22 protein-coding genes, 1 tRNA gene and 1 pseudogene are annotated in these 25,722 nt (G+C 74.5%); 8 read left to right on the plus strand and 16 right to left on the minus strand.

Annotated elements, in window-relative coordinates; translation table 11 throughout:
* Positions 1-11: 11 nt before the first annotated feature.
* Positions 12-1,265 (plus strand): NADH:flavin oxidoreductase/NADH oxidase family protein, encoded by a 1,254-nt coding sequence (locus ACZ6ZI_RS16020; protein WP_469520692.1) that lies wholly within the window; start codon positions 12-14, stop codon positions 1,263-1,265.
* Positions 1,266-1,490: 225 nt separating this feature from the next.
* Here the strand turns inward: ACZ6ZI_RS16020 and ACZ6ZI_RS16025 are convergent, their stop codons facing one another.
* The 4 genes from ACZ6ZI_RS16025 to ACZ6ZI_RS16040 all read right to left on the minus strand — a co-directional run bounded on the left by ACZ6ZI_RS16025 (position 1,491) and on the right by ACZ6ZI_RS16040 (position 5,905).
* A complete protein-coding gene (locus tag ACZ6ZI_RS16025) occupies positions 1,491-2,720 on the minus strand; it encodes an MAB_1171c family putative transporter (protein ID WP_469520696.1) in 1,230 nt (409 codons plus the stop codon).
* On the minus strand, positions 2,717-4,129 hold the full coding sequence (locus ACZ6ZI_RS16030) for an NAD(P)/FAD-dependent oxidoreductase (RefSeq protein ID WP_469520699.1): 1,413 nt from the start codon (positions 4,127-4,129) through the stop codon (positions 2,717-2,719). Before ACZ6ZI_RS16030 ends, ACZ6ZI_RS16025 begins: the two co-directional genes overlap by 4 nt.
* 130 nt (positions 4,130-4,259) lie before the next feature.
* Positions 4,260-4,874 (minus strand): toxin-antitoxin system, toxin component, encoded by a 615-nt coding sequence (locus ACZ6ZI_RS16035; RefSeq protein ID WP_469520701.1) that lies wholly within the window; start codon positions 4,872-4,874, stop codon positions 4,260-4,262.
* Positions 4,871-5,905 carry a hypothetical protein gene (locus tag ACZ6ZI_RS16040; protein ID WP_469520704.1) on the minus strand — a complete coding sequence of 345 codons (1,035 nt, stop codon included), beginning with the start codon at positions 5,903-5,905 and terminating at the stop codon, positions 4,871-4,873. The genes ACZ6ZI_RS16035 and ACZ6ZI_RS16040 overlap by 4 nt, the downstream gene beginning before the upstream one ends.
* Positions 5,906-6,229: 324 nt before the next feature.
* Between ACZ6ZI_RS16040 and ACZ6ZI_RS16045 the strand changes: the two genes are divergently transcribed.
* Positions 6,230-6,646: a hypothetical protein gene (locus ACZ6ZI_RS16045; protein ID WP_469520706.1), complete on the plus strand. Its 417-nt coding sequence runs from the start codon at positions 6,230-6,232 to the stop codon at positions 6,644-6,646.
* Here ACZ6ZI_RS16045 and ACZ6ZI_RS16050 read toward each other — a convergent pair.
* Both ACZ6ZI_RS16050 and ACZ6ZI_RS16055 read right to left on the minus strand, forming a co-directional pair.
* Positions 6,632-7,468, minus strand: a complete 837-nt coding sequence (locus ACZ6ZI_RS16050; protein WP_469520708.1) for a helix-turn-helix domain-containing protein — start codon at positions 7,466-7,468, stop codon at positions 6,632-6,634. The two genes, ACZ6ZI_RS16045 and ACZ6ZI_RS16050, sit on opposite strands and share 15 nt — an antisense overlap.
* Before the next feature lie 40 nt (positions 7,469-7,508).
* Positions 7,509-9,326 (minus strand): hydroxysqualene dehydroxylase, encoded by a 1,818-nt coding sequence (locus ACZ6ZI_RS16055; protein ID WP_469520710.1) that lies wholly within the window; start codon positions 9,324-9,326, stop codon positions 7,509-7,511.
* Between the two features lie 184 nt (positions 9,327-9,510).
* Between ACZ6ZI_RS16055 and ACZ6ZI_RS16060 the strand changes: the two genes are divergently transcribed.
* On the plus strand, positions 9,511-9,816 hold the full coding sequence (locus ACZ6ZI_RS16060) for a 4a-hydroxytetrahydrobiopterin dehydratase (protein ID WP_469520713.1): 306 nt from the start codon (positions 9,511-9,513) through the stop codon (positions 9,814-9,816).
* A 99-nt stretch (positions 9,817-9,915) separates the two neighbouring features.
* Here the strand turns inward: ACZ6ZI_RS16060 and ACZ6ZI_RS16065 are convergent, their stop codons facing one another.
* The 7 genes from ACZ6ZI_RS16065 to ACZ6ZI_RS16095 form a co-directional block, all read right to left on the minus strand.
* Entirely contained in the window at positions 9,916-10,341 is a 426-nt protein-coding gene (locus ACZ6ZI_RS16065) for an RICIN domain-containing protein (protein WP_469520715.1), read from the minus strand.
* Between the two features lie 10 nt (positions 10,342-10,351).
* Positions 10,352-11,194, minus strand: coding sequence for an aldo/keto reductase (locus tag ACZ6ZI_RS16070; RefSeq protein WP_469520718.1), 843 nt, complete (start codon positions 11,192-11,194; stop codon positions 10,352-10,354).
* A 159-nt stretch (positions 11,195-11,353) separates the two neighbouring features.
* The gene (locus tag ACZ6ZI_RS16075; RefSeq protein ID WP_469520721.1) at positions 11,354-12,124 is read right to left on the minus strand and encodes an ABC transporter ATP-binding protein; all 771 of its coding nucleotides are present in this window, start codon (positions 12,122-12,124) and stop codon (positions 11,354-11,356) included.
* Positions 12,121-15,081 (minus strand): ABC transporter permease subunit, encoded by a 2,961-nt coding sequence (locus ACZ6ZI_RS16080; protein ID WP_469520723.1) that lies wholly within the window; start codon positions 15,079-15,081, stop codon positions 12,121-12,123. Before ACZ6ZI_RS16080 ends, ACZ6ZI_RS16075 begins: the two co-directional genes overlap by 4 nt.
* 9 nt (positions 15,082-15,090) lie before the next feature.
* On the minus strand, positions 15,091-16,356 hold the full coding sequence (locus tag ACZ6ZI_RS16085) for an ABC transporter substrate-binding protein (protein WP_469520726.1): 1,266 nt from the start codon (positions 16,354-16,356) through the stop codon (positions 15,091-15,093).
* Positions 16,357-16,499: 143 nt separating this feature from the next.
* Complete coding sequence (locus ACZ6ZI_RS16090; RefSeq protein WP_469520729.1) at positions 16,500-18,326, minus strand: AMP-dependent synthetase/ligase; 1,827 nt, start codon at positions 18,324-18,326, stop codon at positions 16,500-16,502.
* A 139-nt stretch (positions 18,327-18,465) separates the two neighbouring features.
* A complete protein-coding gene (locus ACZ6ZI_RS16095) occupies positions 18,466-19,317 on the minus strand; it encodes a LysR substrate-binding domain-containing protein (RefSeq protein ID WP_363054799.1) in 852 nt (283 codons plus the stop codon).
* A gap of 178 nt (positions 19,318-19,495) precedes the next feature.
* Here ACZ6ZI_RS16095 and ACZ6ZI_RS16100 point away from each other — a divergent pair, with 178 nt between their 5' ends.
* Both ACZ6ZI_RS16100 and ACZ6ZI_RS16105 read left to right on the plus strand, forming a co-directional pair.
* Entirely contained in the window at positions 19,496-20,533 is a 1,038-nt protein-coding gene (locus ACZ6ZI_RS16100; protein WP_469520732.1) for a bile acid:sodium symporter family protein, read from the plus strand.
* A gap of 9 nt (positions 20,534-20,542) precedes the next feature.
* Positions 20,543-20,971: a (2Fe-2S) ferredoxin domain-containing protein gene (locus ACZ6ZI_RS16105; protein ID WP_469520735.1), complete on the plus strand. Its 429-nt coding sequence runs from the start codon at positions 20,543-20,545 to the stop codon at positions 20,969-20,971.
* Positions 20,972-20,983: 12 nt separating this feature from the next.
* Here the strand turns inward: ACZ6ZI_RS16105 and fdhD are convergent, their stop codons facing one another.
* Positions 20,984-21,832: a formate dehydrogenase accessory sulfurtransferase FdhD gene (gene fdhD, locus ACZ6ZI_RS16110; RefSeq protein WP_469521618.1), complete on the minus strand. Its 849-nt coding sequence runs from the start codon at positions 21,830-21,832 to the stop codon at positions 20,984-20,986.
* Positions 21,833-22,038: 206 nt separating this feature from the next.
* On the opposite strand from fdhD, the gene ACZ6ZI_RS16115 reads away from it, so the two are divergent.
* The 3 genes from ACZ6ZI_RS16115 to ACZ6ZI_RS16125 all read left to right on the plus strand — a co-directional run bounded on the left by ACZ6ZI_RS16115 (position 22,039) and on the right by ACZ6ZI_RS16125 (position 23,917).
* On the plus strand, positions 22,039-22,980 hold the full coding sequence (locus ACZ6ZI_RS16115) for a beta-ketoacyl-ACP synthase III (protein ID WP_469520738.1): 942 nt from the start codon (positions 22,039-22,041) through the stop codon (positions 22,978-22,980).
* Between the two features lie 206 nt (positions 22,981-23,186).
* A tRNA-Leu gene (locus tag ACZ6ZI_RS16120) sits at positions 23,187-23,271 on the plus strand.
* Between the two features lie 73 nt (positions 23,272-23,344).
* Entirely contained in the window at positions 23,345-23,917 is a 573-nt protein-coding gene (locus ACZ6ZI_RS16125; protein WP_469520741.1) for a hypothetical protein, read from the plus strand.
* Here the strand turns inward: ACZ6ZI_RS16125 and ACZ6ZI_RS16130 are convergent.
* Together ACZ6ZI_RS16130 and ACZ6ZI_RS16135 are read right to left on the minus strand one after the other, a co-directional pair.
* Positions 23,914-24,576, minus strand: a complete 663-nt coding sequence (locus ACZ6ZI_RS16130) for a GOLPH3/VPS74 family protein (protein ID WP_469520744.1) — start codon at positions 24,574-24,576, stop codon at positions 23,914-23,916. The two genes, ACZ6ZI_RS16125 and ACZ6ZI_RS16130, sit on opposite strands and share 4 nt — an antisense overlap.
* Positions 24,577-24,984: 408 nt before the next feature.
* A pseudogene (locus tag ACZ6ZI_RS16135) lies at positions 24,985-25,704 on the minus strand (IclR family transcriptional regulator); the annotation flags it as partial.
* Positions 25,705-25,722 lie beyond the last annotated feature (18 nt).

Here is a 25,722-nt window from a genome sequence, read left to right on the forward strand (position 1 = left end):
GGGGATTTGTGATGGACCTGTTCACGCCACTCGACCTACCCGGTGGTAGCACCCTCCCGAACCGCCTCGCCAAGGCGGCCATGGAAGAGAGCCTCGCCGCCCAGCCCGGCCAGCTGCCCGACGCCCGCGTCGAGCGGCTCTACGCGCGCTGGGCCCGCGGCGGCTGCGGCCTCATCGTCACCGGGAACGTGATGGTCGACCGGCGGGCCCTGACGGCGCCGGGCACCATCGTCCTGGACGCCGACTCCCCTCTGGAGCCCTTCCGCCGCTGGGCACGGGCCGCGGCGAGCGGCGGCGGCCGGGTGTGGATGCAGATCAACCACCCGGGCCGTCAGGTCGGCTCTGACATGCCCGGCACCGCCTGGGCCCCGTCCGACATCGCCATCAGCCTGGGCAGACACACCAAGCGGTTCGCCCGCCCCACCGCCATGACCGAGGACGACATCGAACAGACCGTCGCCCGCTTCGCCGTCACCGCCCGCCGCGCCGAGGAGGCCGGCTTCCACGGGGTCCAGATCCACGCGGCCCACGGCTACCTGCTGAGCCAGTTCCTCTCCCCGCTCGTCAACCGGCGCACCGACCGCTGGGGCGGCACCCCGGAGAACCGCGTCCGGCTGCTCACCGAGATCGTCACCGCCGTCCGCGAGGCCGTCTCCCCGGGCTTCGCCCTCGGCGTCAAACTCAACGCCGCCGACTTCCAGCGGGGCGGCTTCGACATCGAGGACGCGCAGCAGGTCATCAAGGTCCTCGGCGACCTCGGCGTCGACCTGGTCGAGCTCTCCGGCGGCACCGTGGAGAGCCCCGCCTCCCTCGGCCGCACCACCGACCGGCGGACCCTGGAACGGGAGGCGTACTTCCTCTCCCTCGCCGAGAGCCTGCCCGCCTCCGCCACCGTCCCGCTCATGCTGACCGGCGGCATAGCCCGCCGCGCCACCGCCGAACGGGTCCTGGAGCGCGGCTTCGCGGTCGTCGGCATGGCCTCCGCCCTGGCCCTGCGCCCCGACCTGCCCGAGCGCTGGCGGGCCGGCGAGGACGTACGGGTCACCGTGCCCCGACTGGCGTGGAAGGACAAGGACCTGGCCGGCGCCGGGGTGCTGGCCCTGATGCGCTTCCAGCTGGCCCGCCTGGCCCACGGCCGCGAGCCCCGCCCCACCGCCTTCCCGCGCTGGGTGTTCACCACCGACAGCCTCCGCCACCGCCGCCGGGTGCGCGCCTACGGGGCCTGGCTCGCCCGGGAGCCGGCGCCGCGCGCGGCGGCCCGCTAGGCCGTCTCTTCCGGATCTTGCCTGACCCTCCCCCAGCCCCAGGGGGCTGGGAGGTGCCCCCTGCCGCTCGGCACCGCGCCTCGCCGCGTTGTCGAGGCACCCGAGTACGTCCAGTAGTCGGGAGCCTCTCCGCCTTGCGATGCTTCCCCTCGGCCCTGCGGGCCTGGGGAGACCCCATGGCACCGAACGACGCGGGCTTGACCGGCAAGATCCGAAAGAGGCGGCCTAGGGCCCGTCGTCGAACTCCCGCCCGCCCCGCGACGCCCGGCACGCGCTCCCGCCCCGCCGGGCCGCCGCCACGATGGGGGAGCGGCGGAACTCCCGGGCGAGCGCCGCCAGGGGCTGCCCGCCCAACCCGTACGGGGCCTCCGCCCCCGCCCGCGGACCCGGCGGGGGGCCGTGTCCGCCCGCCCGCTCGCCGGCCGCCCGCAGCCGGCAGGCGGCGGCCAGCATCGCGGCGTCCGCGACCACCCGGGCGGCCGCCTCCGGGTGACCCTGGCGGCGCGCGGCCTCGTAGGCCGCCGACCGTACGGCGGGGTCGAACCAGCCGACCAGGGCCAGCACCCCGTCGTCGATCACCGACTCGCGGTGGATCAGCCGGATCCCCACCGGGGACCACCACGTCAGCGGCACCGTCGTCACGCTGAGGGAGGCGAAGTCCCGCAGCGCCTTCCACAGCGGGCGCAGCCGCCGGTACTGCGCGAAGTCCCGCCAGGCGGCCGATCCGCCGATCATCGGCACGACGAACCCGGCGGCCATCAGCAGCGCCGCCGCCGAGGCCAGCGGCGGAGCCAGGTCCGTGGACAGCGCGTCCCAGTCGCGACCCGCCCAACGGGCCCCCACCGCCGCCCACTTCGCCGCGGCGTAGCCGAGGTCCAGCACCCCGCCGAGCATCAGCAGCCCGAGCCCCCAGCGCAGCGGCCGCAGCCCGGCGTCCAGCCGCAGCAGCCACTTCAGGGACAGCAGGGTCAGCGCGGCACTGCCCGCGGTGTGCGCGAGGAGGTAGCAGACGATCATCTCGCGCAGCCAGGGAGTGTCGGCGTAGTACGTGTCCAGGTCCCGCAGCCGCTCCACGGGCGCGTCCCCCAGCGCGAACAGCACGAAGATCGCCACGCACACGGTGCCGAACACCACGACCGTCCACCGCGTCGCCCGCCGCAGGGCCTCCGGCGGACCGCCGGACCAGTGCAGGATCAGTACGACGGAGGCCCCCGAGAAGGCCGTCAGCAAGCCGTACACCAGGGGGGCCGCGCCGTTGACGATCCCGGTGACCCGGTTGACGGCGGCCAGCGAGGGCGGGGCCGCGAGGAAGGCGAGCAGGCAGCCGACGCCCAGCAGCGCGCAGACGGCCCGCATGATCGGTTGGTCGCGGCCGCGCCGCAGGTCCGGGGCCTTCACCAGCAGGGCGAGGACCATCACGGCCCCCGCCAGGTACAGCGGGAGTCCCTGGCTCACCGGGCGCGGTCGGCGGGGTCGAGGCCGGCCACCGTCCGTTCGGCGGCCGTGAGCGGGGGTGCCTTCAGGGCGCCCCGCCCGGAGGCGCGCACCACCCGCCACATCAGCTCGGGGCGGAACCAGTGCGTGGGCGGGCTGGACATGGTGATGACCTCCAGGAAGGCCGCGGTCAGCGGCTCCTGGGTGGTGGCCCCGGTCATCAGCCGGTTGACGTAGGCGTCGAGGAGCCCGGCCCCGGGTCGGGGCCGCATGCCCTCGGCGCCCGGGTACTTGATGTCCTGCGAGGTGGCGAGCTCCCACGCGGTGGCCACCTGCGGGGCGAGGGCGCGCTGCGCCGCGTTGCCGAATCCGGGCCGCGCGAGCCCCTCGGCGCGCAGCAGGGCGCGGACCGCGAGGAGGCCCCGGGCGGCGACGGTCATGCCCTGCCCGTAGAGGGGGTTGAAGGTCGCGACGGAGTCCCCGACGGCGAAGAACCCGTCCGGCAGGTCGGCCTTCTCGAAGAGGATCCGCCGGTTCGCGGTGCCCTGGGTGACGGCGACGTCGCCGAGCGGCTTCCGACCTTCGAGGAGTTCGCCGACGATGGGGTGGCGGGTGCTCCTGGCGAACGGGACGAAGGCCTCGGGGTCGTTGGTGGGTTGGCCGCCCCGGGTGCCGGACAGGGTGGCCTGCCACAGGCCGTCCTCGATCGGGACGATCGTCGCGGTCCGCCCGGGTACGGGCACGCGGGGGTCGGACTGGACGTTGACGATGGGGAAGCCCAGGGCGTGGGCCCCTTCGGGCGCCTCGAACAACCGGGTCGCGTAGACCAGGCCGGAGTCCACCCCGGCCTGCCGTACGCCGGTCACGCCCAGCCCCTCCAGCCAGGACAGGGCCCGGGAGCCGCGGCCGCTCGCGTCGACGACGAGGTCCGCCGCGATCGGCCGGTTCCGCTCCTCGGGGGTGTCGACGCGCACACCGGTGATCCGCGCGGCCGTCCCCTCCAGGGCCCGCACCCGGCTGCGCTGGAGGGTGGTGACCCCGGGCAGGGAGACCACGCGGCGACGGACCACCGAGTCGAGGAGGTCGCGGCTGCACGAGATGCTGAACTGCCGCTCGCCGCTGCGCGGGAGCCACCCCTGCGCGGTCATCGTCACCAGGTCGGTGGGCAGGCTGCGGCGGATCGCGCCGGCGGCGGTCCACTCCTCGCCGACGCCCGGCAGGAGCGCCTCGATGGCCCGCGCCCCGCCCGACCACATGACGTGGACGTGGCGGGCCTGCGGCAGCCCGCGTCGGGGCGTCGGGGCCTCGGGCAGCGTGTCGGCGTCGATGATCGTGACCGTCGCGTGCTCGGAGAGGACGGCCGCGGCGAGCAGGCCGGCCATGCCGGCGCCGATGACGACGGCGTGGCGGGGCGGGGTGGACTGGGTCATCGTGTGGTGCTCTCTGTCGGGCCGCGCGGAGCCGGCTGCGAAGGGGGCGGTGGGGTGGCGGGGCCGCCGGGGGCGCGACGCGCGGGCCGTCCCCGGTCCGTCGGCGTCCCGGGCCGCGGGGCCCCGCGGATCAGTGCCGGGCCCGGGGTGCCTTGATCCGACCGGGTCCCGCGGGCACGGTCCGGGGGTTCCAGCCGAGCGCGCTCCTGATCCGCTCGACCTCCTCGGGGAGGCTCTCCTGCCGGGGTGGCGGGAGGAGGGACTTGAGGATCTTGCCGAGGTGCAGGCCGAAGGTCTCGGCCCGGATCTCCGCGGGGTCCCCCAGGTCGGCGCGGGCGGCGGCCCGTCGCACGACCCCGTCCAAGCCCTCCTTTGACCGCAGCAGTTCGGCGAGGTTCCCGTCCGGGCCGGTCAGTCGGGCGGCCACCGCCATCCCGGGACCGTGGCCGTCACAGGTGTCCTCGGCGACGTGCCACAGCTCGTGGCAGGCGATGACGAGCTGGTGCTCGGGCCGCGTACGGGCCTCGATGACGACGAGGTCGCGGTCGTCCAGCTTGAGCCACAGGCCGCTGGCGGTGTCCGGCGGGAACGGCGCGAAACGGAAGTCCAGGGGCCGCCCCGCCCGGTGGCGCGCGAAGGCGGCGCAGAGCCCCGCGATGACCTCGGCGGCGCCGCCCGGCGGTTCGACGCGCGTGTGCGCCATCAGGTCGGCGCCGAGCCTGCGCATGGCCCGGGTGGTCCTCATCGCGCTTCCCCTTCACAGCTTCGGTCCGTGGCGGCGGGAAGGGCGGGCGACGGCGACGCAGGCCGCAGCTGCCCCTCCCGGGCGAGCAGTTCGTCCAGGTAGTCGGCCAGTGACTTCCAGCCCGCCGGGGACAGCCGGCCGGCCCGGGTCACGATGCTCCGTACGTCGTGGGCGCGCAGCACCGCCAGCATCGGGTTGCCGTCCGCCGGTTCGGGCGTGAGCAACTCCCGCTCGATGCGGTGCAGTACGCCGCCCAGCGCCTCGGTGTCGTCTGCGAGCAGGAAGCCGCCCTCGACGCCGTAGAACCGCTGGATCCCGGCGGCGGCCGCCAGGTTGGGCAGGCCGTCACCCCGGGCGAGCCGGGTCAGGGACTGCCCGGAGGCGTCGAAGGAGGCGGCGATGGCCGTCAGGGAGTGGGGCCGGCCGTCGGGCCGGGGCCGGGTCCTGCGCAGGTGCTCGAACCGCTGGTGCACCTGTTCGTTGAGGGGGAGGCGCGGCGGGTGCCCGTCGAGGGTGAGCCGGATGGCCTGCGGGGTGAGGCCGCTGAGGTGGGAGAGCCGGTCGAGGTCGTCCGGGGGGCCGGTGTCCTCGGGGCCCTGCGGGGCGGTGGCCAGCGCCCGTTCGACCGCGCTCTTGCTGTCCGCGAGCAGGAAACCCGCGTAGACCCCGAAGAAGTGCTGGACTCCGGCCGCGTGCCGCAGCCGCGGCAGTCCGGTGCCGGCGTTCAGCGGGCCGAGGGAGGCCCCGGGCGCCCGGAACTCCTCCGCGATGGCGGCGAGCGGCCACTCCCGGCCGTGCTTGTCGCGACGGGTCGCGCGCAGTAACAGGAACCGCCGGTGCACCCGCCGGTCCAGCGGGGCCTCCACCGAGGTGCCCGCCACCACCCGGTGGACCAGCTCCGGTTCCACCCCGGAGAGCCGGCTGAGCCGCTCCACCGCGAGGACCTCCCGGGGGTCCTGCCCGCGCCGCCGGGCCAGCTCCGCCACGCGGTCCCAGCACGCGGCGAGGTCGCTTCGGGCGGCGTCCGGCATCCGCTGGTTCTCCGTACGTCGACAGGGCGTTCGAGTGCTTCGGGCTCCGTGCAGCGTAGCCCGGGGTCCCGACCCTCACCAGCGCATCCCCAACATTTCCCACGGCGCGACCTCAAGAAAGGTTGGCACCCCCGGACGTGGCCGCGGACGGCCGGACGCGCGCGGGGCGGGCACCGCCCGGAGCCCGCGCCGGGCATGACCCCGGAGGTAATCGACCCGCGCCGGTGCCCGGCCGCACAGTGGTGCAAGCGGATCCGGGGGCGCGCACTCGCCCCCGGGCCCGCCTCCCACCGCCACCCCGACCTCGACGGAGGCTGATCCACGATGTCCGCGACCCTGTTCGGCACCCTCGCCCGCACCACCGCCCCCCGCACGGCGCTGCGCCGCTTCCTCGCGCTCGACTCCGTGGTCACCACCGCCAACGGCCTCGCCTACGCCGTCCTGCCCGCCCCGCTCGGCCGGCTGCTCGGCGTCGACCCCGGCCTCCTCGCGACGCTCGGTGTCGTCCTCGTCGCCTACGGGGCCGGCGTCGGCTTCCTCGCCTCGCGCCGCCGCCCGCCGGCGCCGGCCGTCAGGCTCGTGATCGAGACCAACTACGTCTGGGCGGCCCTCAGCCTGGTCTCCCTCTTCGTCTGGTTCGACGCGACGACGGCCGGAGCCGTGTGGATCCCGGCGCAGGCCCTCACCGTCGCCGGGTTCGCCCTGCTCCAGCAGCTCGCCCTGCGCTCAGTCACCGAGTGAGCGCAGGTACTTCACCGTCGCCGGGTCGGCCGGGAGCATCGTCTCGATGGCCAACTCGGCGACCGTCACGTCCATCGGCGTGTTGAACGTGGCGATCGAGGACACGAAGGACAGCACGTGCCCCTCGTGCTCGATGACCAGCGGCAGGGCGATGTTCGCCACCGGCTCCGCGGGCTCCGCGTCACCGGGGCGCTCCGCGACCGGATAGGCCGCCACCTCCTCGTACAGGGCGCGCAGCGGTTCGGAGCGGGCCAGCGCGATCTGCCGCTCCATCTGCGCCAGCAGGTGTCCGCGCCACTCCCGCAGGTTGCGGATCCGCGGCGCCAGGCCCTGCGGGTGCAGGGTGATCCGCATGGCGTTCAGCGGCGGTTCCAGCAGGTGTTCCGGCAGGCCGTCCAGGAGCATCGCGATGCCCCGGTTCGCGGCGACGACGTCGTACGTCGCGTCCACCACCAGGGCGGGATAGGGCTCGTAGCCCGTCAGCAGCCGCTGGATCCCCTCGCGCAGGGTCTCCATGGTCGGGGCGTCCAGCGGCGTCCGCGCGTAGCGCGGGGCGTAACCGGCCGAGAGCAGCAGCGCGTTGCGCTCCCGCACCGGTACGTCGAGCCGGTCGGCCAGGCGCAGCACCATCTCCTCGCTCGGTCGGGAGCGGCCGGTCTCGATGAAGCTGATGTGGCGCGAGGAGGAGTCGGCGCGGCCGGCCAGCTCCAGCTGGCTGATGCCGCGCCGCTCGCGCCAGGTGCGCAGCAGGGCGCCGACGGTGGGCGGGGCGGCCCTGTCGGGCGTGATCGTCGTGCCGCTCGGGGCCTTCTTGCCGGTCATGACCGAGACGGTAGTCGAGGGCGGGCCGGTCGGCACCGCCTCAACCGAGGTCGAAGACGTTGGGCAGGCCCAGTCGGTAGCGCCACAGGTCGTGGCGCTTGGCCGGTTCCACCTCCGGCGCCCGGTACAGCGGCGTGATCGTGCAGCGCGCCGCCTTCGAACCGTCCCGGTCCAGCAGGGCGTTGACGGCGGCGCGGGCCGAGGCGTTGGCCCCCTCCATGGTGGCCAGGTCGATGTCGACGGCGACGTAGTCCCCGCTGAGGAAGAGGTTCGGGATCCGGGTCCGGGCGCTGGGCCGGTGGTGCAGGGTGCCGGTGGGGTGGATGAGGAGCTCGTCCTCGTTGGTGGGGTTCGGGGTGCCCAGACCGTCCACCCCCGGGTCCAGGAACCAGGAGTGCAGGGTCGCGTCGGACAGCACCGTCCGGCCGGTGTCGTTGAGGGCGGCCTTCAACTGCGCCCACACCTCGCGCGCCACCTCCTCGCGGGTGCACCGCCTGGCCGTCTTCCCGTACAGGATCCCGGGCCGGTCCCACTCCGATACGTCCACCGACAGGCAGTCCACCACCGCGCCGTCCCCGTAGTCCGCCGGGAAGTCGCGGGCCGGCCAGTGCCGCGCCTGCTGGATCGCCGTCAACGACCACGGGGAGTCGATGCAGTTGAGGTGCCCGTGGACCAGGGGAGCCCGGGCGGTCAGGTAGAACTGGATTCCGGTCATCCAGTCCGTCCGCAGGGCGTCGCAGCGCCCCAGCATCGGATCGGCGGCCCGCAGGGCGGCGCCCCAGGTGCGGCGGGCGTGCTCGACCGGCAACGCGCTCACGTAGTGGTCGGCGACGACGGTGCGGGCCGTCCCCGCCTCGTCGGTGACGGCGACGCCGCTCACCCTGCCGCCCTCGCAGCGCACCTCCCGCACCGTCCAGCCGATCCGGAACTCCACGCCCAGCGAGCGCAGCAGGTCCTCCCAGGGGTCGATCCAGGCCTCGTTGGTGGGGAGGTTCAGGATCCGGTCGGGCGGGCCGTCCGCGCCCCGCCCCAACAGGTTGAAGACGAAGGCCTCGCCCAGGGTGCCCACCGTCCGGGTGGAGGCCTCCTCGGCCTTGGTCGCCACGATGTTGCGGGTCACGCCGATCGCGAGGATGCGCTGGTACTCGGTCGACATCCGCGCGGCGCGGGTGAACTCCCACCACGGGGTGCGCTCCCACTGCCCGTCGCGCCGCTCGTCGCAGCTGGTGAGGAAGACCAGGGCGCGGTTGACGAAGTACGCCGTCTCGTGCGCGGGCAGCCGCACCAGGGTCTCCATGATCCCGGTCAGGGCCCGCCGCAGCTCCTCGGGGGTCAACGAGGCGGGGGAGTGCTCCGGCCAGGGGATCGGCGCGCGCAGGTCCTCGCGGCCGCCGGAGCGGGCGAACATCATCTCGGGCGGGGCGACGAGGTTGTCCCACACCCCGTTCGCGTTCCCGGGGAAGGGGATGCGCCGCATCGTGTCGGGCAGGTTGTGGTAGATGCCGGGGATGAAGCGGAAGCCGTGCTCCGCCGGCAGCGGACGGCGCCCGCCCCGGGCGCTGCCGGGCACGTCCATGCTGCGTGCCTTGCCGCCGAGCGCGCGCCGTTCGTAGACGGTGACGGCGTAGCCGCGTTCGGCCAGTTCGTGCGCGGCGGTCAGTCCGGCGACTCCCCCGCCGAGGACGGCCACGGTGCGGCCGTTCGGCGGGAGGGGCGCGGGACGGGCGGCGGCCGGTCGGGCGGTGGGCGGCTCGCCGGCGGGCGCGGCCGAGGCGACGGGAGCCCCGAGGGCCGCCGTGGCGCCTCCCACCGCCGCGCCCGCGAGGAACGTACGCCTGGAACTGTCTGTGCGCGTCACGAAGGGCCCCCTGCGCGTCGGATGGATTACCGGCGGTAACAGTCACGTCCGGCGCAGGAGCATAGGGGCGGCGCCCCGCTCTCGGAAGGCTCGGAAGAACCCGCACGCACTATGGCGCGAAAGGGTTCCCGCGACGGCGCTGTGGGAACCTTGACTCCACGTCAACGGGAAAAGGGAGCCGGCGATGTCGAGCGAACCGCTGTCACAGAAGGAGATCGAGGACCGGCTGCGGGAACTTCCCGGCTGGGCCGTCGAGGACGACCGCCTCGTGCGCACCTACCGCCTCGCCGGGCACCTCGCCGCCGGCGCCCTCGTCGCGCACATCGTCGTCGTCCAGGACGAGTTGGACCACCACTCCGACCTGACGCTCGGCTACGACACCGTGCGCGTGTCGGTGAACACCCACAGCGCCGGCGACCGCGTCACCGACACCGACTTCACCCTCGCCGAACGCGTCGAGGCCCTGTCGCCGGCCCACGGCGCGAGCTGACACGCCCGTACGGACGACCCCCGCGCCCCGCCCGTACGGCAGGGGTCCCCGCGCCGCGCGGGGACCCCTGCCGTACGCGGGCGTGACGGGGCCGCCGGCTCAGGCCGGTTCCAGCCGCCACCACTGCGCGGGGGAGTCCGTGTCCTCGCCCTGCCGCACCCGGCCCTGCGCGTCGACCTCCAACGACAGCCCGCTGATGCCCGCCACCAGCGAGACGACCCCCGGATCGTCGAGGTGCTCCTCGACGATCCACTCCTGCGCCCCGAAGGCGTTGGCCCGCCACACCTGTACGCGCGCCCCGCTCTCCGTCGACGCGTTCGCGACGTCGAGCCGCCTGTCGTTGTCCTCGCTCACCACGTGGAAGATCCCGCCGCCGCTGTGCGCCGGCGAGATCCGCCACCGGCGCGCGGCGACCGGCGCCGGCGGCCCGTCGGGCCCCACGCGCACCCGCGAGGCCCCCTCCAACTGGAGCACCAGGCCACTGTCCACGTTGCGGATCCGGTAGACCCCCTCCGAAAGGTTCACCTGCCCGACCTCACACGTCGAAGACGGCCGGGTCGGGCCCGATCCGCCGACCGTCGGCGCCGAGCGCGTCCAGGGCCGCGAGGTCCTCGGCGTCCAGCTCGAAGTCGAACACGTCCAGGTTCTCCCGGATCCGCGACGGCGTCACCGACTTCGGGATCACGACGTTCCCCAGCCGCAGGTGCCAGCGCAGCACCACCTGCGCCGCGCTGCGGCCGTGCTTCGCGGCCACCGCCGTGACCTCCGGCAGCGTGAGCAGCTCCTTGCCCTGACCCAGGGGGGACCAGGCCTCGGTGACGATGCCCAGCGAGGCGTGCAGGGCGCGCAGCTCCTCCTGCGGGAAGAGCGGGTGCAGCTCGATCTGGTTCACGGCCGGGACCAGCGGGCTCTCGGCGCCCAGCCGCTCCAGGTCCGCCGGGCGGAAGTTCGACACGCCGACGGCCCGGGCACGGCCGCTCTCGGCGATCTCCTCGAAGGTCTTCCAGATGCGCAGGAAGTCGTCGCGCATCGGGCGCGGCCAGTGGATGAGGTACAGGTCGACCCCGTCCAGGCCCAGCTTGTCGAGCGAGTCGTCGAAGGCGCGCAGCACCTCGTCACGGCCCCACCGCTGCTTCGGCCCGTTCCACAGCTTGGTGGTGACGAAGAGTTCCTCGCGCGGCAGGCCGGAGGCGGCCACCGCCTTGCCGGTGCCCCGCTCGTTGGCGTACACCGCCGCCGTGTCGATGCTGCGGTAGCCCGCCTCCAGGGCGGTCGCGACCGCCCGCTCCGCCTCGTTGTCCGGGACCTGCCAGACGCCGTAGCCGAGTTGGGGCATCGTGATGCCGTTGTTGAGCTCGATGGTGGGGACCTGGATCACGTCGGGTCGTTCCCTCGGGGTCGATGCGGTCGTGGCCCGGCCGCGGGCCACGGTGTACGAGGGGCGACAACCGGCCCCTCGTACACCGTATTCCCGCCACCCGCGACGGTGCCCGCACGCCCCCGCGCGCGGCCGGGCGACGTGCCGTACGGGTGGGGCTCACGCCGTGCCGAGGTAGGCCTCCCGCACCCGCGGATCCGCCCGCACCTCGGCCGGCGTCCCCTCCGCGAGGACCGTCCCGAGGTCCAGGACGACGACCCGCGCGCAGAGCTCCATCACGAAGCCCACGTCGTGCTCGACCAACAGCACCGCGCAACCCTCCTCGTCGGCGAGCCGCCGCACCACGCGGGCCAGCAGTTCGCGCTCCGGTCCCGACAGGCCCGAGGCGGGTTCGTCGAGCAGCAACACCCCCGGCGGATCGGCCACCGCCCGCGCCAGCTCCACCATCCGGGCCTGCCCCACCGGCAGCCCGCCCGCGTACGCCGCCGCGAGTTCCCCCGCCCCGCACTCCGCCAGCAGCCGCCCGCCCCGCTCCCGGCGGGCCCGCTCCCGCGCCCGCCGCGCCGGCAGGGCCAGCAGGTCGGCGGCGAGTCCGCCCCCACCGCCCCGCCACTCCTGGGCGACCAGGACGTTGTCGGCCACGCTCAGCTGCCCGAACAGCTGCCGGCGCTGGAAGGTCCGGCGCATCCCGTGCCGGGCCCGCCACACGGGGGACCGGCGCGTGATGTCGACGCCGTCGAGCAGCAGCCGGCCCCGATCGGGGCGCCGGATGCCCGACAGGACGTCGAACAGGGTGGTCTTCCCTGCCCCGTTCGGGCCGATCAGCCCGCACACCTCGCCGGCCCGGACCCCGAGGTCCACCCCGTTCAGGGCCCTGACCCCGCCGAAGCGGACGTCGACCCCCCGCGCCTCCACCACCCAGCCGCTCATGTCCCGCTCCCCGACGCCGTGTCCGTGTCCGTGCCCGTGCCCTGGCCCGTACCCGCTCCGGACCCCGCCGCCAGTCCGAGGTAGGCCTCGGTCAGCCGGTCCGCCTCCACCTCGGCCCGGGGACCGCACCACGCGACCCGGCCCCGCGCGAGGTAGGCCACGGTGTCCGCGACGCCGAGGATCCCGGCGGCCTTCTCCTCCACCAGCAGCAGCGCGCAGCCGGCGTCGCGCAACTCGACCAGCAGCGCGTACACCTCGTCCACGACGCGCGGCGCGAGCCCGAGCGAGGGTTCGTCGGCGATCAGCACCCGGGGCGGGCGCTGCAACAGCGGGGCCAGCGCCAGCATCTGCTGCTCCCCGCCCGACAGCGCGCCCGCGACCACGGCGCGGCGCTCCCCGAGACGGGGGAAGCGGTCGTAGACGGCGGCCCGCCCGTCGGCCTCCGGCAGGCGCAGGGCGAGGTTCTCCTCGATGGTGAGGGAGGGGAAGATCCCCCGCCCCTCGGGGGCGAGGAGCACCCCGGCCCGGGACCGCCGTACGGCCCCGTCGCGGGTGGCGTCCCGTCCCGAGACCCGGACCGCCCCGCCCGTGACGGGCAACAGGCCGGCGGCCACCCGGCAGGCGGTGGACTTCCCCGCCCCGTTGGGGCCGAGCACCGCGAGGATCTCCCCGTGACGCACGGCCAGGTCGACTCCGTGCAGCACGGTGCCCCCGTCGTAGCCGGCGCTCACCCCGCACAACTCCAACGCCGCCCGTACGCCGCCCCCTCCCGCACCCCCGCCGCCGTCCCGCTCACGGGCCCGGGGCACGTCCGGGGCGCCACCGCCCCGCCACCCCCCGGCCGGGACGGTCTCCACCGCCCGCCCGCCCCCGCCGTCTCCTGCGGAGGCCTTCCCGCCACCCGAACCGCCTCCGGTGCCGTGCCCCGCCCCTGCCGGCTGCCCGGGTGCGGGGCCGGACCCCCGTCCCGCCCCGGCCCCGACGGGCTCCCCGGCCCCGGTCCCGGCCGCCCGCCCCGCCCCGGGCCCGCTTCCCGGCCCGGCGAGGGCTGCGGCGCGGCGTTTGGCGCGTCGGAGGGCCGGGGCGGCGCAGTAGCCGTCGGGGTCGTTCGCCAGGGCGAGCCCCGCCAGGCCGAAGAGGATCACCGGAAGGTGCGCCGACCCGGTCACCCAGTCCGCCATAAGGCGCGGCGCGACGGCGAACACCAGGCCGGCCACCACCGCGTACTGCGGTCTGCGGACCCCGGCCGCCACCACGACCGCCAGCCACACCAGCCCCGTCATCGCGGTGAAGTCGGTGGCGGTGATGCGGGTGTTGTACGAGGCGTACAGCACGCCCCCGAAGCCCGCGAGCCCCGCCGACAGCGTGAACAGCAGCAGCTTCGTCCGCAGGACGGAGACCCCCGAGGCCATCGCGGCGGCCGGCGCCGACCGCACCGCCAGCATCGCCCGCCCCGACGGGGAGTTCCGCAGCGCGCTCAGCCCCGCCGCCACCACCGCGACCAGCACCACCAGCGCCACGCCCAGGGCCCGGTCGTCGGAGAGGTCCACCGGCCCGAACACCGGCCGGGGGATCGGCCAGCCCGCGTCCCCGCCCCGCAGCCACCGCATCTGGAACAGCACCTGGTCCGCGAGGAACGCCAGCGCCAACGTGGCCAGCGCCAACGACCGCCCCCCGAGCCGCAGCGCCGGCAGCGCGACCACCGCGCCCAGCGCCGCCGCCACCAGGGTTCCCGCCACCAGCGCCGCCCAGAACGGCCAGCCCCGGCTCATCAGCACCCCCGCCACCAGCGCGGCCCCGGTGACGAAGGTGGCCTGCGCCAGCGAGACCATCGCCCCGAGCCCGGTCACCACCGTGATGGACAGGAACACCAGGGAGACGGCCAGGCCCTGGGCGAGCAACCCGCTCCAGAACGGGGTGGTCACCGTGTAGAAGGCCACGCACAGCAGCCCCGCCGCCACCGCCCACACCCCCCAGCGGCGCCGCCACGAGGCCCCGTCCAGGGGGTCGACCGGTGGGGTCTCCACCGCCGAGACCCCGGCCGCGCGCGCCCGCCGGGTCAGGACCAGCAGCCCGCCGAAGAGGATCAGGAACGGCACCGCCGTCCGGAAACCGGTGATCCCCTCGGCGAACGACGCGTACCCGGCGACGAGGTTCTGGACCACGCCGAGCCCCAGCCCGCCCGCGAAGGCGAGCGGTACGGAGGCGAACCGGCCGATGACCGCCGCCGTCGCGGACACGAACAGGAACAGGGTGAAGTCGTGCGCGGACAGCCCCAGCAGCGGCGTCGCCAGCACCCCCGCCAGGCCCGCCAGCCCGGACGCGATCATCCACGCCAGCGACGACAGCCGGTCGGCGCTGATCCCGCGCAGCTCGGTCAGCGAGCGGTTGTCGACGGCCGCGCGCAGCAGCAGCCCCGTGCGGGTGTGCCGCAGCAGCACCCACAGGGCCACCGCCACCACCGCCGTGACCACCCAGGTGATCAGCTGGTCGGAGTCGACGCCGACCCCCTCGGCGAGCTGCCAGGACCGCGCCGGGCTCGGTCCCACGCCCGGCAGCCCGAACTGGTTCTCCGCCGGCTTCACCGGGGCGCCGGCCGCGTCCAGCAGTTCCACGATCCACAGCCCGGCCGCCGGCAGCGCCACCAGCAGGCCGATGGTCGCCACGATCTGGGCGCTCTCCCCGACCCGTGCCAGCCGGCGGAACATCAGCCGGTCGAGCCCCCAACCGAGCCCCGGGGCCAGGACGCACACCACCACCAGCGCGGCCGGGACGGCGGGCCAGCCGAGCCCGGAGTGCAGCTCGTGGAAGGTGAGCGCGCACAGGTAGGCGGTGGCCCCGTGCGCGAAGTTGAACAGCCCGGAGGCCGAGTACGACAGCACGAGGCCGGTGGCCAGCAGCGCGTACAGGGCGCCGGAGACCAGACCGCTCAGCACGAAGACGAGCAGATCACCCATGCCGGGTTCCTACTTGAAGGGGATGGGCTCGTGGCAGGTGAACGGGACGGAGACCTCGTACGCCCCGTTCCTCAGCTGGACGAGCGCCCCGCAGCCGAAGCTGTCCTTCTGGCCCTTGGGCAGCGTCCGGGCGCCGACCAGGGTGTCGGTGTCGGAGAAGCTCTGCGCGGCGTTCTGGAAGTGGGTGGGGGTGAGGTCCCGGCCGGCCTTCTGCGCGATCGACAGGAAGAGGTCGGCCGACATGTAGCCGGTCAACATGTGCATGTTCAGCGGCACGTCCTGTCCGCCGGAGGCCGCCTTGATGTCCGCCTTGAACCGGTCCATCTTCGGGTTCGTGGACTCGAAGGGCTCGAACTGGAGCAGGACGTGCACCCCGTCGAGGGCCTGGCGGGTGGCGTCCTTGGCGAGCAGCCCGGGGTCGTAGTCGGTGGGGTCGGACAGGACGCCCTTGTAGCCGCCGCGCTTGAGGGCGGTGAACAGGCCGATGTTGTTGGGCGTCTGCATGACCGAGACGACGGCGTCGGGGGCCCGGCCCCCGGCGCTGCCGAGGATCTCCTTGACGTACGCCGACCAGTCGCTCGGGACGGCCGTCGCGGGGACGGAGGCCTTGGCGTAGGCCACGTCGAAACCGGCCGAGGCGAAGCCCTGTCGGAAGGTGCGCACGCCGAACTTCCCGGCGTCGCTGTCGTTGGCGACGATCGCCACGGACTTGCCCCGCGCTCCGCCGAGGATCTTGGCGATGCCCTCGGGCCAGGTCTGGTTGATGGTGCCGCCGGGGGAGGGGACGAGGCAGCCGTTGAACCCGTAGATGTACTTGGGGCCGCAGAAGGACGGCAGGGTGCCCCAGCCGAAGGTGGGGACCTTCTCCTGTTCCAGGAAGTCGGCGCCGGAGAAGGTGACCGAGCTCATCGGGGCGACGGCGAAGACCTTGTCCTGCTGGACCAGCTTGCGGGCGGCCGCCATGTTCTTGCCGGGGTCCTGGCCGTCGTCCTCGGCCCCGATGTAGTCGATGCTGCGGCCGTGGACCCCGCCCTCGGCGTTGGCCCGCAGGTAGCGGGCCCGCGCGCCGAGGTCGGTGTCCTTCTTGCTGTAGCCGCTCGAACTGGTCATCGACACGATGCCGCCCACCTTGATCGAGGTGTCGGTCACCCCGCGCGCGGCCGCCGTGGAGTCCCCGGGCTTGCCGGGATCGGTCCCCCGGGAGGGGGAGTTGCAGGCGGAGACGAGCGCGAGCGCGGCTGCGGCCACGGCCAGGGCGCGGATGGGTCGTGACATGTGGGATCCCCTCCGGTTGGAATCCCCGCATTCTGTGCGTGACCTGACGCACCGTCAATATTCGTGGCAGGGTGAAGTGACGCATCGTCAGAAACGGTGCGGGGTCCCGGTGGCCGCCGGTGGCCCCCGGGCCGCGGGCCCGTTCAGGAGGGGTAAAGGTCGGTGATCTCCCGCGCGTAGGCCTTCTCGATCGCCCGCCGCTTCAGCTTCAACGAGGGCGTCAACAGACCGCGTTCCTCCGTGAACTGCTCCGCCAGCACCCGGAAGGCGCGGATCCCCTCGGCCTGCGAGACGAGGGTGTTCGCCGCCACCACCGCCCGCCGCACCTCCGCGGTGAGCGCCGGATCGCCCACCACCTCCGAGGCGGTGCGCTGCGCGAGGCCGCGCATCGACAGCCAGTGCGCTATCCCCTCCATGTCCAGGGTCACCAACGCCGCCACGAACGGCCGGTCGTTGCCCACCAGCACGCACTGCGCCACCAACGGGTGGGAGCGGACCCGCTCCTCCAGAGCGGCCGGCGCCACGCTCTTGCCGTTGGAGGTCACCAGGATCTCCTTCTTGCGGCCGGTGATGGTCAGGTAGCCGTCCGCGTCCAGCCGCCCCAGGTCCCCGGTCGCCAGCCACGCGCCGCGCAGCACCTCCTCCGTCCCCCGCGCGTCGCCCAGGTACCCGGAGAACACGTGCGGGCCGTGCAACCACACCTCCCCGTCCCCGGCGATGTGGACCGTGCAGCCCGGGATCGGCAGCCCCACCGTGCCGTACTTCGTCGCCCCCGGCGGGTTCGCGGTCGCGGCCGCGCTGGACTCCGTCAGCCCGTACCCCTCGTACACGGTGATCCCGGCGCCGTCGAAGAACAGCCCCAGCCTGCGCGACATCGCGGACCCGCCCGACATCGCGTGCCGCGCGCGCCCGCCCAGGGCCTCGCGCACCTTCCCGTACACCAGTCGTTCGAACAACTGGTGCTCCATCCGCAACGCCGCCGTGGGGCCCGGCCCCGTCCCGAACGACTTCTGCTCGCGCGCCTCCGCGTACCGCACGGCCACCTCCACCGCCCGGTCGAAGGCGCCGACGCGGCCCTCCGTCTCCGCCTTGCGGCGGGCCGCCGCGAACACCTTCTCGAAGACGTGCGGAACCCCCAGCACGAAGGTCGGGCGGAAGGCGGCCAGGTCCGGCATCAACTCCGCCGCCGCCAGCACCGGCTGGTGCCCGAGCTTGACCCGGGCCCGCACCGCCGCGACCTCGACCATCCGCCCGAAGACGTGCGCGAGCGGCAGGAACAGCAGGGTCGAGGGCTGCTCACCGGGCCCCGCCCGGAACACCGACTCCCACCGCGCCACCATCGTGTCGGCCTCGAACATGAAGTTCGCGTGGGTGAGCACGCACCCCTTGGGACGGCCCGTCGTCCCCGAGGTGTAGATGACGGTCGCCACCGCGTCGGGAGTCACCGCCCGCCGGTGCCGGTGCACGACCCCCTCGTCCACCGTCCGACCGGACTCCACCAACCCCTCGACCGCACCCGCGTCGAGCTGCCACAGCAGCCGCAGACCCGGGAGCCGCTCGATGACCGAACCGACGGTCATCGCCTGGTCCTCGTCCTCCACCACGCACCCGGCGCAGGAGGAGTCCTGGAGGATCCAGTGCACCTGGTCGGCGGAGGACGACGGGTACACGGGCACCGGCTGCGCGCCGATCGCCCACAGCGCGAAGTCGAACAGCGTCCACTCGTAACGGGTGCGCGACATGACGGCGACCCGCTCCCCGAACCGGATCCCCTGCGCCAGCAGCCCCTTGGCGAGGGCCATCACCTGATCGGCCAGCTCCGCCGAGGTCACGTCGCGCCAGACCCCGCCCGTCTTGCGCCCGAGCACCACCCGGCCCGGATCCTGCCCGGCGTACTCGAACACGCAGTCGGCCAAACCGCCGACCGGCGTGGCTGTGACCAGGGGTGGGACGGTGAATTCGTGCGGCATCCCGCTCCTCTCCGTGCCGGGCGCCGCGACGCTACCCCACCGGCCCCGGCCCCCGGCACCCCCCGGGAAACCTCCACAAGATCTTCCCGGCGGCCGGGCCCGCCACGCGCCCCGACCGCGACCACCTCGGCCGACCGTCCTACGCCGGCCGGCTGAGGCGGTCGCCACCCGCGAGGACCGCCGCCGCGAGGGCCTCGGCGGCCGGGGTCGGCCGGTTCCCCTGGAGCAGCGCGAACTCCACCGGACCCAGCTCCGGCAACCCGCCCACCCGGACCAGCCCCGGCGGGATCAGGCCCCGCGTGTGGGCCATCACCCCGAGCCCGGCGCGGGCCGCGGCGATCAGACCGCTGAGGCTGCCGCTCGTACAGGCGATCCGCCAGGCCCGGCCCTCCCGCTCCAGCACCTCCAACGCCCGCGCGCGCGTGATCCCCGGCGGCGGGAAGACGATCAGCGGCACCGGGCGCTCCGGGTCCACCCGCAGCCCCTCCGCCCCGATCCACACCATCCGGTCCCGCCACACCAGCCGGCCCCGCTCGTCCCCGGGCCCGCGCCGCTTGGCCAGCACCAGGTCCAGCCGGCCCGCGTCCAACCGCTCGTGCAGGGTGCCCGACAGTTCGACCGACAGTTCCAGGTCCACCTCGGGGTGCTCGTGCCGGAACCCCTCCAGGATCTCCGGCAACCGGGTCAGTACGAAGTCCTCCGACGCCCCGAACCGCAACCGCCCCCGCAGCCGCGTCCCCGTGAAGAAGGCCGCGGCCCGCTCGTGGGCCTCCAGGATCGTCCGGGCGAAGCCCAGGAGCGCCTCACCGTCCTCCGTGAGCGCCACGCTGTGCGTGTCCCGGGCGAACAGCGGCCGACCGGTCGCCTCCTCCAGCCGCCGCACGTGCTGGCTCACCGTCGACTGGCGCACCCCCAGCCGGTCGGCGGCCTGCGTGAAGCTGAGCGTCTGGGCCACGGTGAGGAAGGTCCGCAGCTGAACCGGGTCGTACATACCGCGAGCCTAAGCCCTGCCATCGCCGAACGTGATGACAGTCAGTGCGGTATGCGCATTTCCCGATGACCGCCCACCGGCCACCATGGCGGGGGAGCGCCACGGGAACCGTCCGCAGCCGTCCGCCCCGCCGCCCACGGCCCCGCCGACCTCCCCCGACAGCAAGCGAGCACCGCCCATGCGCCGCCCCCGCCTCCCCGCCCGGTTGCCCCTCGACCCGTACCTGGCGGCCCTGCTCGCCACCGTGGGCATCGCGGCCCTCCTCCCCGCCCGGGGCCCGGCCGCCACCGTCGCCGAAGGGGCCTCCACCGGCGCGGTCGCCCTCCTCTTCTTCCTCTACGGCGCCCGGCTCTCCACCCGCGAGGCACTGGAAGGCCTGCGCCACTGGCGCCTGCACCTCGCCGTGCTCGTCTCCACCTTCGTCCTCTTCCCGCTGCTCGGCCTCGCCGCCCGCGTCCTCGTCCCCACCCTCCTGACGCGGCCCCTCTACGAGGGCCTGCTCTTCCTGTGCCTGGTCCCCTCGACCATCCAGTCCTCCGTCGCCTTCACCTCGATCGCCCGCGGCAACGTCCCCGCCGCCATCTGCGCCGGATCCTTCTCCAGCCTCGTCGGCCTCCTGCTCACCCCCCTCCTCGCCGTCGTCCTCCTCGACGGCGGCGCCGGCTTCTCCCTCGACGCCCTCCTCAAGATCGTCCTCCAGCTCCTGCTGCCCTTCCTCCTCGGGCAGCTCCTGCGCGGCCGGATCAACGGCTTCCTCGTCCGACGCAAGAAGGTCCTCGGCCACGTCGACCGGGGCTCGATCCTCCTCGTCGTCTACGCCGCCTTCAGCGCGGGCATGGTCGCCGGCATCTGGCACCGGGTCAGCCCGGCGCGCCTGGGCGCCCTGATGCTGGTGGAGGCCGTGCTCCTCGCCCTGATGCTCCTCGTCACGTGGTACGGGGCGGGCCGCCTCGGCTTCGCCCGCGCGGACCGCGTCGCCATCCAGTTCGCCGGGTCGAAGAAGAGCCTCGCCGCCGGACTCCCCATGGCCGGCGTGCTGTTCGGCCCCCAGGCCGCGCTCGCCGTGCTGCCGCTGATGCTCTTCCACCAGACGCAGCTGATGGTCTGCGCCGTCCTCGCCCGACGCCGCGCCGCCGACCCCCCGACCGAACTCCCCGCCCAGGCTGTGGCGGAGGTCTCGCCGCGGGGGCAACACCCCGCGGCGCGGGGCCGGTAACGTGCGGCGGTGACCTGGATACGCCCGCACGCCGCCCACGCCCCGCGCCCCTGCACCCTGGTGGTGTGCCGGGGCTGCTGCTGCGGCGACCCCCGCAAGAACCCCGGCACCGACCACGCCGGCCAACTCGCCCGCCTGCGCGAGGCCGCCGAGGCGTCCGAGGGGCGGCTGGCCGTCCGTACGAGCGACTGCCTCGGGCCCTGCGCCCAGGCCAACGTCATCGTCGTCCAGCCCACGAGCGAGGCCCGCTCCCGAGGAGCCCGCGCGGTCTGGTTCGGCTGGGCCCTCGACGACACCGCGACCGACGAGATCATCGAATGGGCCCGCTCCGGCGGCCCCGGCACCGGCCCCCTCCCGGCCACCCTCGAACTGCACCGCATCGACCCGCCGGAACCCAAGGCGCCGACGGGCCGCACCCGCGGCAGGCGGAAGCGCTGAATCCCGCTCCCGCTACGCGACCGTCCCCGTACCCGGCAGGAGGATCCGTTCCTCGCCCGCGTAGATGTTCATGTCGGCCCCGCGCAGGAAGCCCACCAGGGTGAGCCCCGATTCCAGGGCCAGGTCCACCGCCAGCGAGGACGGGGCGGAGACGGCCGCCAGCACGGGTATGCCCGCCATCACCGCCTTCTGCGCCAGCTCGAAGGAGGCCCGGCCGGAGACCAGCAGCACCGACCCGGCCAGCGGCAGCAGGCCCGACTGGGCGGCCCGACCGACGATCTTGTCCACGGCGTTGTGCCGCCCCACGTCCTCCCGTACGTCGAGCAGCTCGCCCGTCGCGGAGAAGAGCCCCGCCGCGTGCAGGCCGCCCGTGCGGTCGAAGACCTTCTGCGCCGCCCGCAACCGGTCCGGCAACGCCGTCAGCAGTTCGACGGGGATCCGTACCGGGTCGTCGGCCAACCCCGGGAAACGGGTCGCCGTCCGGACCGCGTCCAGGCTGGCCTTGCCGCACAGCCCGCAGGAGGACGTCGTGTACACGTTCCGCTCCAGCGTGATGTCCGGCAGGGGCACCCCGGCGGCCAACCGGACGTTGACGACGTTGTAGGTGTTGGAACCGTCCTCGGTCGCGCCCTCGCAGTAGGTCACGGCCTCGACGTCCGACGTCCGACCGATCACCCCCTCGCTGACGAGGAAGCCCACCGCGAGCGCGAAGTCGTCGCCCGGGGTGCGCATCGTGATGGCCAGCGGCCGGCCGTTCAGCCGGATCTCCAGCGGCTCCTCCGCGACCAGCGTGTCGGGGCGGACCCCCGTCGCGGCGCCCCGGACCCGCACGACGCGGCGTCGTTCGGTGACCCGTCCCATGGTGATCAGCCCACCCGTTCCGTCCTCGTCGTGCACCTGACCATGACATTCTCCCGGATCGCCGGACGATCACGCCCCCGGCAGCGAGTTGCTCGGAATTCTCCAAATTCCGCTACCGGAATCCTGTCGGGTCACACGCACACGTACCCGTCAGTAGCAGGCAAAGCTGGGTGATCCTGACTGCCGTACAGAGGGGGACCCCGCCCATGACCGGTTCACGCGTGGTGGCGCTAGGGCACTACCAGCCCGCGAAAGTGATCACCAACGAGGACCTCGCGGCCATGGTCGACACCAACGACGAGTGGATCCGTTCGCGCGTCGGGATCAAGACCCGTCACATCGCGGGCCCCGAGGAACCGGTCGACGAGCTGGCCTACCAGGCCGCCGGAAAGGCCCTCGCCAACGCGGGCCTCACCCCCGACGACATCGACCTCGTCCTGGTGGCCACCTCCACCGCCATCGACCGCTCGCCCAACATGGCCGCGCGGGTCGCCGCGAAGCTGGGCATGGGCGGCGGCCCCGCCGTCATGGACCTCAACGTCGTCTGCTCGGGCTTCACCCACGCCCTGGCCACCGCCGACCACGCGATCCGGGCCGGCTCCGCCACCCGCGCCCTGGTCATCGGCGCCGACAAGATGACCGAGATCACCGACTGGAGCGACCGCACCACCTGCGTGCTGACCGGCGACGGAGCCGGCGCGGCCGTCGTCGAGGCCAGTGAGCGGCCCGGCATCGGCCCGGTCCTGTGGGGCTCGGTGCCGGAGATGGGCCACGCGGTGCGCATCGAGGGCACGCCGCCCGTCTTCGCCCAGGAGGGCCAGGCCGTCTACCGCTGGACCACCAGCCGGCTCCCCGCGCTGGCCCGCAAGGTCTGCGAGAAGGCCGGGATCACCCCCGAGGACCTCGCCGGAGTCGTCCTCCACCAGGCGAACCTGCGGATCGTCGAGCCCCTCGCGGCCAAGATCGGCGCCGTGAACGCCGTCGTCGCCCGCGACGTCGTCGACTCCGGCAACACCTCCGCGGCGAGCATCCCGATGGCCCTGTCGAAGCTGGTCCAGCGCGGCGAGATCCCCTCCGGCGCCCCGGTCCTCCTCTTCGGCTTCGGCGGAAACCTCTCCTACGCCGGCCAGGTCATCCACTGCCCGTAGCCCCCCGCCCCCGCGCCCGGTCCCCGAGGCCCGCCCCGCCACCGCCCCCCGGGGCGACGCCGGGGCGGGCCTCGCGGCATCCGGGACATGCCCGCAGGTCAGCGCGGCGTGGCGGGACGACGACCGGTCGGATAAGTGGTCGGAGGCCCGCCGATCCCCTGCTATTGTTGTCCATGTCGCCGCGGGAAACCGGGGCCGACCACCTGGTCCGGGTGGCGGAATGGCAGACGCGCTAGCTTGAGGTGCTAGTGCCCTTTATCGGGCGTGGGGGTTCAAGTCCCCCCTCGGACACAACAAGCAAGAGCCCCACTCCGGTGGGGCTCTTTCGCGTTCCGGCCTCGCGCCGGTGAGCGGGGGAGAATCGGTGCGACAGGTCGAGGACGAGCTCGCCCGGCAGGACTGGAAGGGCATGCGGTGCGGCTGTGGCCGCTCCGCCGAACACATCGCCCGGGAGCTGCTGCGGATCACGGCGGAGGGAGCGCGGGACGAGGCGACCTCCCGGGACTTCGAGGAGCACGTCTGGTCCCCGGTGGTGCTGTACGAGCCCGCCCCCGCGGTGACCTCCGTCCTGCTCGCCGCGCTCGCGGCCGAGCCGGCGCCCGACACCCGCACCCGCCTCCTCGACCTCCTCCAGTCCCTGGTGACCGGCGAGGGCACCGATCCGGACTCGGCGCGCCGCGGGCTGGACCTGCCGGAGCTGTGCCGGGAACGCGCCGCGCGGGGCATCGGACTCCTCCACCGGGAGGTGCTCTCCAACCGCTCGCCGGGGGCGGCGGGCGCCGCCTTCGAGATCCTGACGGTGCTGGACCCCGACCGGGCACGCCTGCGGGACCTCCGCGAGATTGCCGCCGACCGGCTGCCCGTGTGCTGCCGTACGGGACTGTGCCACGACTGGTGGGAGGACGAGGAGCAGAGCCGGGAGACGGACCGGATCTAGCTCGTCGCCGTGAGGACCGTGACCGCGGTGACCGCCGCCATGGCCGCCTGCATGTCGCGGATCGCCTTGCGGACGCTCTCCGCGGCCCACTGACCCTCGGCCATCTCCGCCATCCGGGCCTTCACCTCGGCGCGAGGGCCCTCCGCGAACGCCAGGTCGTGCAGCTTCGCCGAATGCAGCAGCGCGATCAGCCCCGCCGTGCGCTGGTCCGGCTCCGCTCCGTCCAGGACGCACGCGCGGAGCCGCTCGCGCAGGGCCCGCTCGTGGGAGCCGTCCGCCTCGGGATAGCGGCGGACCGGGAACATGCCCAGCGCCTTGTGTTCCCTGCGCTCGACCACGCCCCGCGCGCACAGACTGTCCAGCGCCGCCGCGACGGCCTTGGTGTGGTCCTTCGTCAGCCAGCCGGTCACCGTGTGCCGGCCGCGCCGCTCCAGCCAGGTGCGGATCAGCTCCAGCCGGCCGTCCAGGAGGGCGTCGCCCGTGGGGCTGGTGTCAGCCGCCTCCAGCTCCTTGCCGACGATCGTCAACCGCCCGGCGAGGACCAGTTCGAGGAGGATGCCGCCCGCGACGGCCCACCCCGCGGCCTGCCGCTTCTTCGCCGTCCCGGACTCGTCGTCCAGCGACAGCAGCATGACCTCTTCCGCCAGCGTGATGTTCATGAACGTCCCCCCGTAGTTCCTACGAGGAGGACGATCGGCGCCCCCCGACGGTTCCCCGGTCCCTCACAGCCGCAGGACCACCAGGCCGTCCCGCGCCGGCAGCGTGCCCGGCGCGACCTCGGTGAAGGTGTGGGGGAGGGCCAGGCGCGGGTGGTCGGGGTCCGGCGGGGCATCGGCGGCCTCGAAGAGGTAGGCCGCCGCCGCCGAGGGATCGCTGACCAGGTGCGGCCCCTCCTGCGTGGTGACGCGCGTCAGCGGAGTCCGGAAGAGGCGGCCCAAACGGCGCAGGGTCTCTGGGGTGCCCCCGGTCGGGACGCCGGTCGCGGTCGCGGCCCGGACACCGGCCGGCCCGACGGCCCGGGCGGCCGTCGGGGGAGCGGCCGGCGCGTCCGGCGGGATCGCGCCCGACAACAGCAGCGCCAGCAGCACCGGGACCGCCTTGCGGCGCAGGGCCTCCGTCGCCGAGTGCAACCGGTGGGCTTGCGCGGCGGGCAGGGACAGCGCCAGGCTCCCCGCCGCGCCGCCGGTGGCGATAGGCACCGCCGAACAGACCACGCCGGGCGCGTACTCGTGCAGGTCGAAGACGGGCGCGCCCGGGGCGACCGCGTCCAGGGCGTTGAACAGGACCCGGCTGTCGGTGATCGTGCGCGGCGTGAGCCGGGCCGGTCGGTGACGGGCCACGTGGTCGGCCCGGCCGTCCCGGTCGAGCTGCGTCAACAGGCACTTGCCGACCGCGCTGGCGTGCGCGGCGGCCCGGAAGTCCACCCACTCCCGCACCGGCGGCGTCCCCGGCCCGTCGGCCATCTGCGTGATGCGGACCTCGCCGTCCGCGTACCGGCTCAGGTAGACGGCGGCGCCCGCGCTGTCGCGCGCCAACGCCAGGGTGCGCTGGAGCTGCCCCGCCAGGCCCAGGCCGCCCGGGGCAGCGAGCCGGTCCAGGGCCGGGCCGGGCGCGTAGACGCCGACCCCGGTGCGCCGCGCGTACTCCTCCTCGCACAGCATCGTCAGGATCGGCCGCAGCGCCGCCTCGCCCAGCCCCGACCTGCGGGCCAGCCGGTCCGTGCGCACCCCCAGCGGATGCCGCTCCAGTACCTGGACGACGTCCAGCGCGCGCCGGGCCTGCGCCAGGGCGCCGCCCGTGTCGAC

Source organism: Streptomyces sp. NPDC103540 (genome assembly GCF_055584445.1).

What these genes read in the sequence shown, in the direction of transcription:
- ACZ6ZI_RS16020 (WP_469520692.1), top strand. Translation starts at nt 12, where the DNA reads ATGGACCTGTTCACGCCACTCGACCTACCCGGTGGTAGCACCCTCCCG.
- ACZ6ZI_RS16030 (WP_469520699.1), bottom strand. Translation starts at nt 4,129, where the DNA reads ATGACCCAGTCCACCCCGCCCCGCCACGCCGTCGTCATCGGCGCCGGC.
- ACZ6ZI_RS16035 (WP_469520701.1), bottom strand. Translation starts at nt 4,874, where the DNA reads ATGAGGACCACCCGGGCCATGCGCAGGCTCGGCGCCGACCTGATGGCG.
- ACZ6ZI_RS16040 (WP_469520704.1), bottom strand. Translation starts at nt 5,905, where the DNA reads ATGCCGGACGCCGCCCGAAGCGACCTCGCCGCGTGCTGGGACCGCGTG.
- ACZ6ZI_RS16045 (WP_469520706.1), top strand. Translation starts at nt 6,230, where the DNA reads ATGTCCGCGACCCTGTTCGGCACCCTCGCCCGCACCACCGCCCCCCGC.
- ACZ6ZI_RS16050 (WP_469520708.1), bottom strand. Translation starts at nt 7,468, where the DNA reads ATGACCGGCAAGAAGGCCCCGAGCGGCACGACGATCACGCCCGACAGG.
- ACZ6ZI_RS16060 (WP_469520713.1), top strand. Translation starts at nt 9,511, where the DNA reads ATGTCGAGCGAACCGCTGTCACAGAAGGAGATCGAGGACCGGCTGCGG.
- ACZ6ZI_RS16075 (WP_469520721.1), bottom strand. Translation starts at nt 12,124, where the DNA reads ATGAGCGGCTGGGTGGTGGAGGCGCGGGGGGTCGACGTCCGCTTCGGC.
- ACZ6ZI_RS16080 (WP_469520723.1), bottom strand. Translation starts at nt 15,081, where the DNA reads ATGGGTGATCTGCTCGTCTTCGTGCTGAGCGGTCTGGTCTCCGGCGCC.
- ACZ6ZI_RS16085 (WP_469520726.1), bottom strand. Translation starts at nt 16,356, where the DNA reads ATGTCACGACCCATCCGCGCCCTGGCCGTGGCCGCAGCCGCGCTCGCG.
- ACZ6ZI_RS16090 (WP_469520729.1), bottom strand. Translation starts at nt 18,326, where the DNA reads ATGCCGCACGAATTCACCGTCCCACCCCTGGTCACAGCCACGCCGGTC.
- ACZ6ZI_RS16095 (WP_363054799.1), bottom strand. Translation starts at nt 19,317, where the DNA reads ATGTACGACCCGGTTCAGCTGCGGACCTTCCTCACCGTGGCCCAGACG.
- ACZ6ZI_RS16100 (WP_469520732.1), top strand. Translation starts at nt 19,496, where the DNA reads ATGCGCCGCCCCCGCCTCCCCGCCCGGTTGCCCCTCGACCCGTACCTG.
- fdhD (WP_469521618.1), bottom strand. Translation starts at nt 21,832, where the DNA reads ATGGGACGGGTCACCGAACGACGCCGCGTCGTGCGGGTCCGGGGCGCC.
- ACZ6ZI_RS16115 (WP_469520738.1), top strand. Translation starts at nt 22,039, where the DNA reads ATGACCGGTTCACGCGTGGTGGCGCTAGGGCACTACCAGCCCGCGAAA.
- ACZ6ZI_RS16130 (WP_469520744.1), bottom strand. Translation starts at nt 24,576, where the DNA reads ATGAACATCACGCTGGCGGAAGAGGTCATGCTGCTGTCGCTGGACGAC.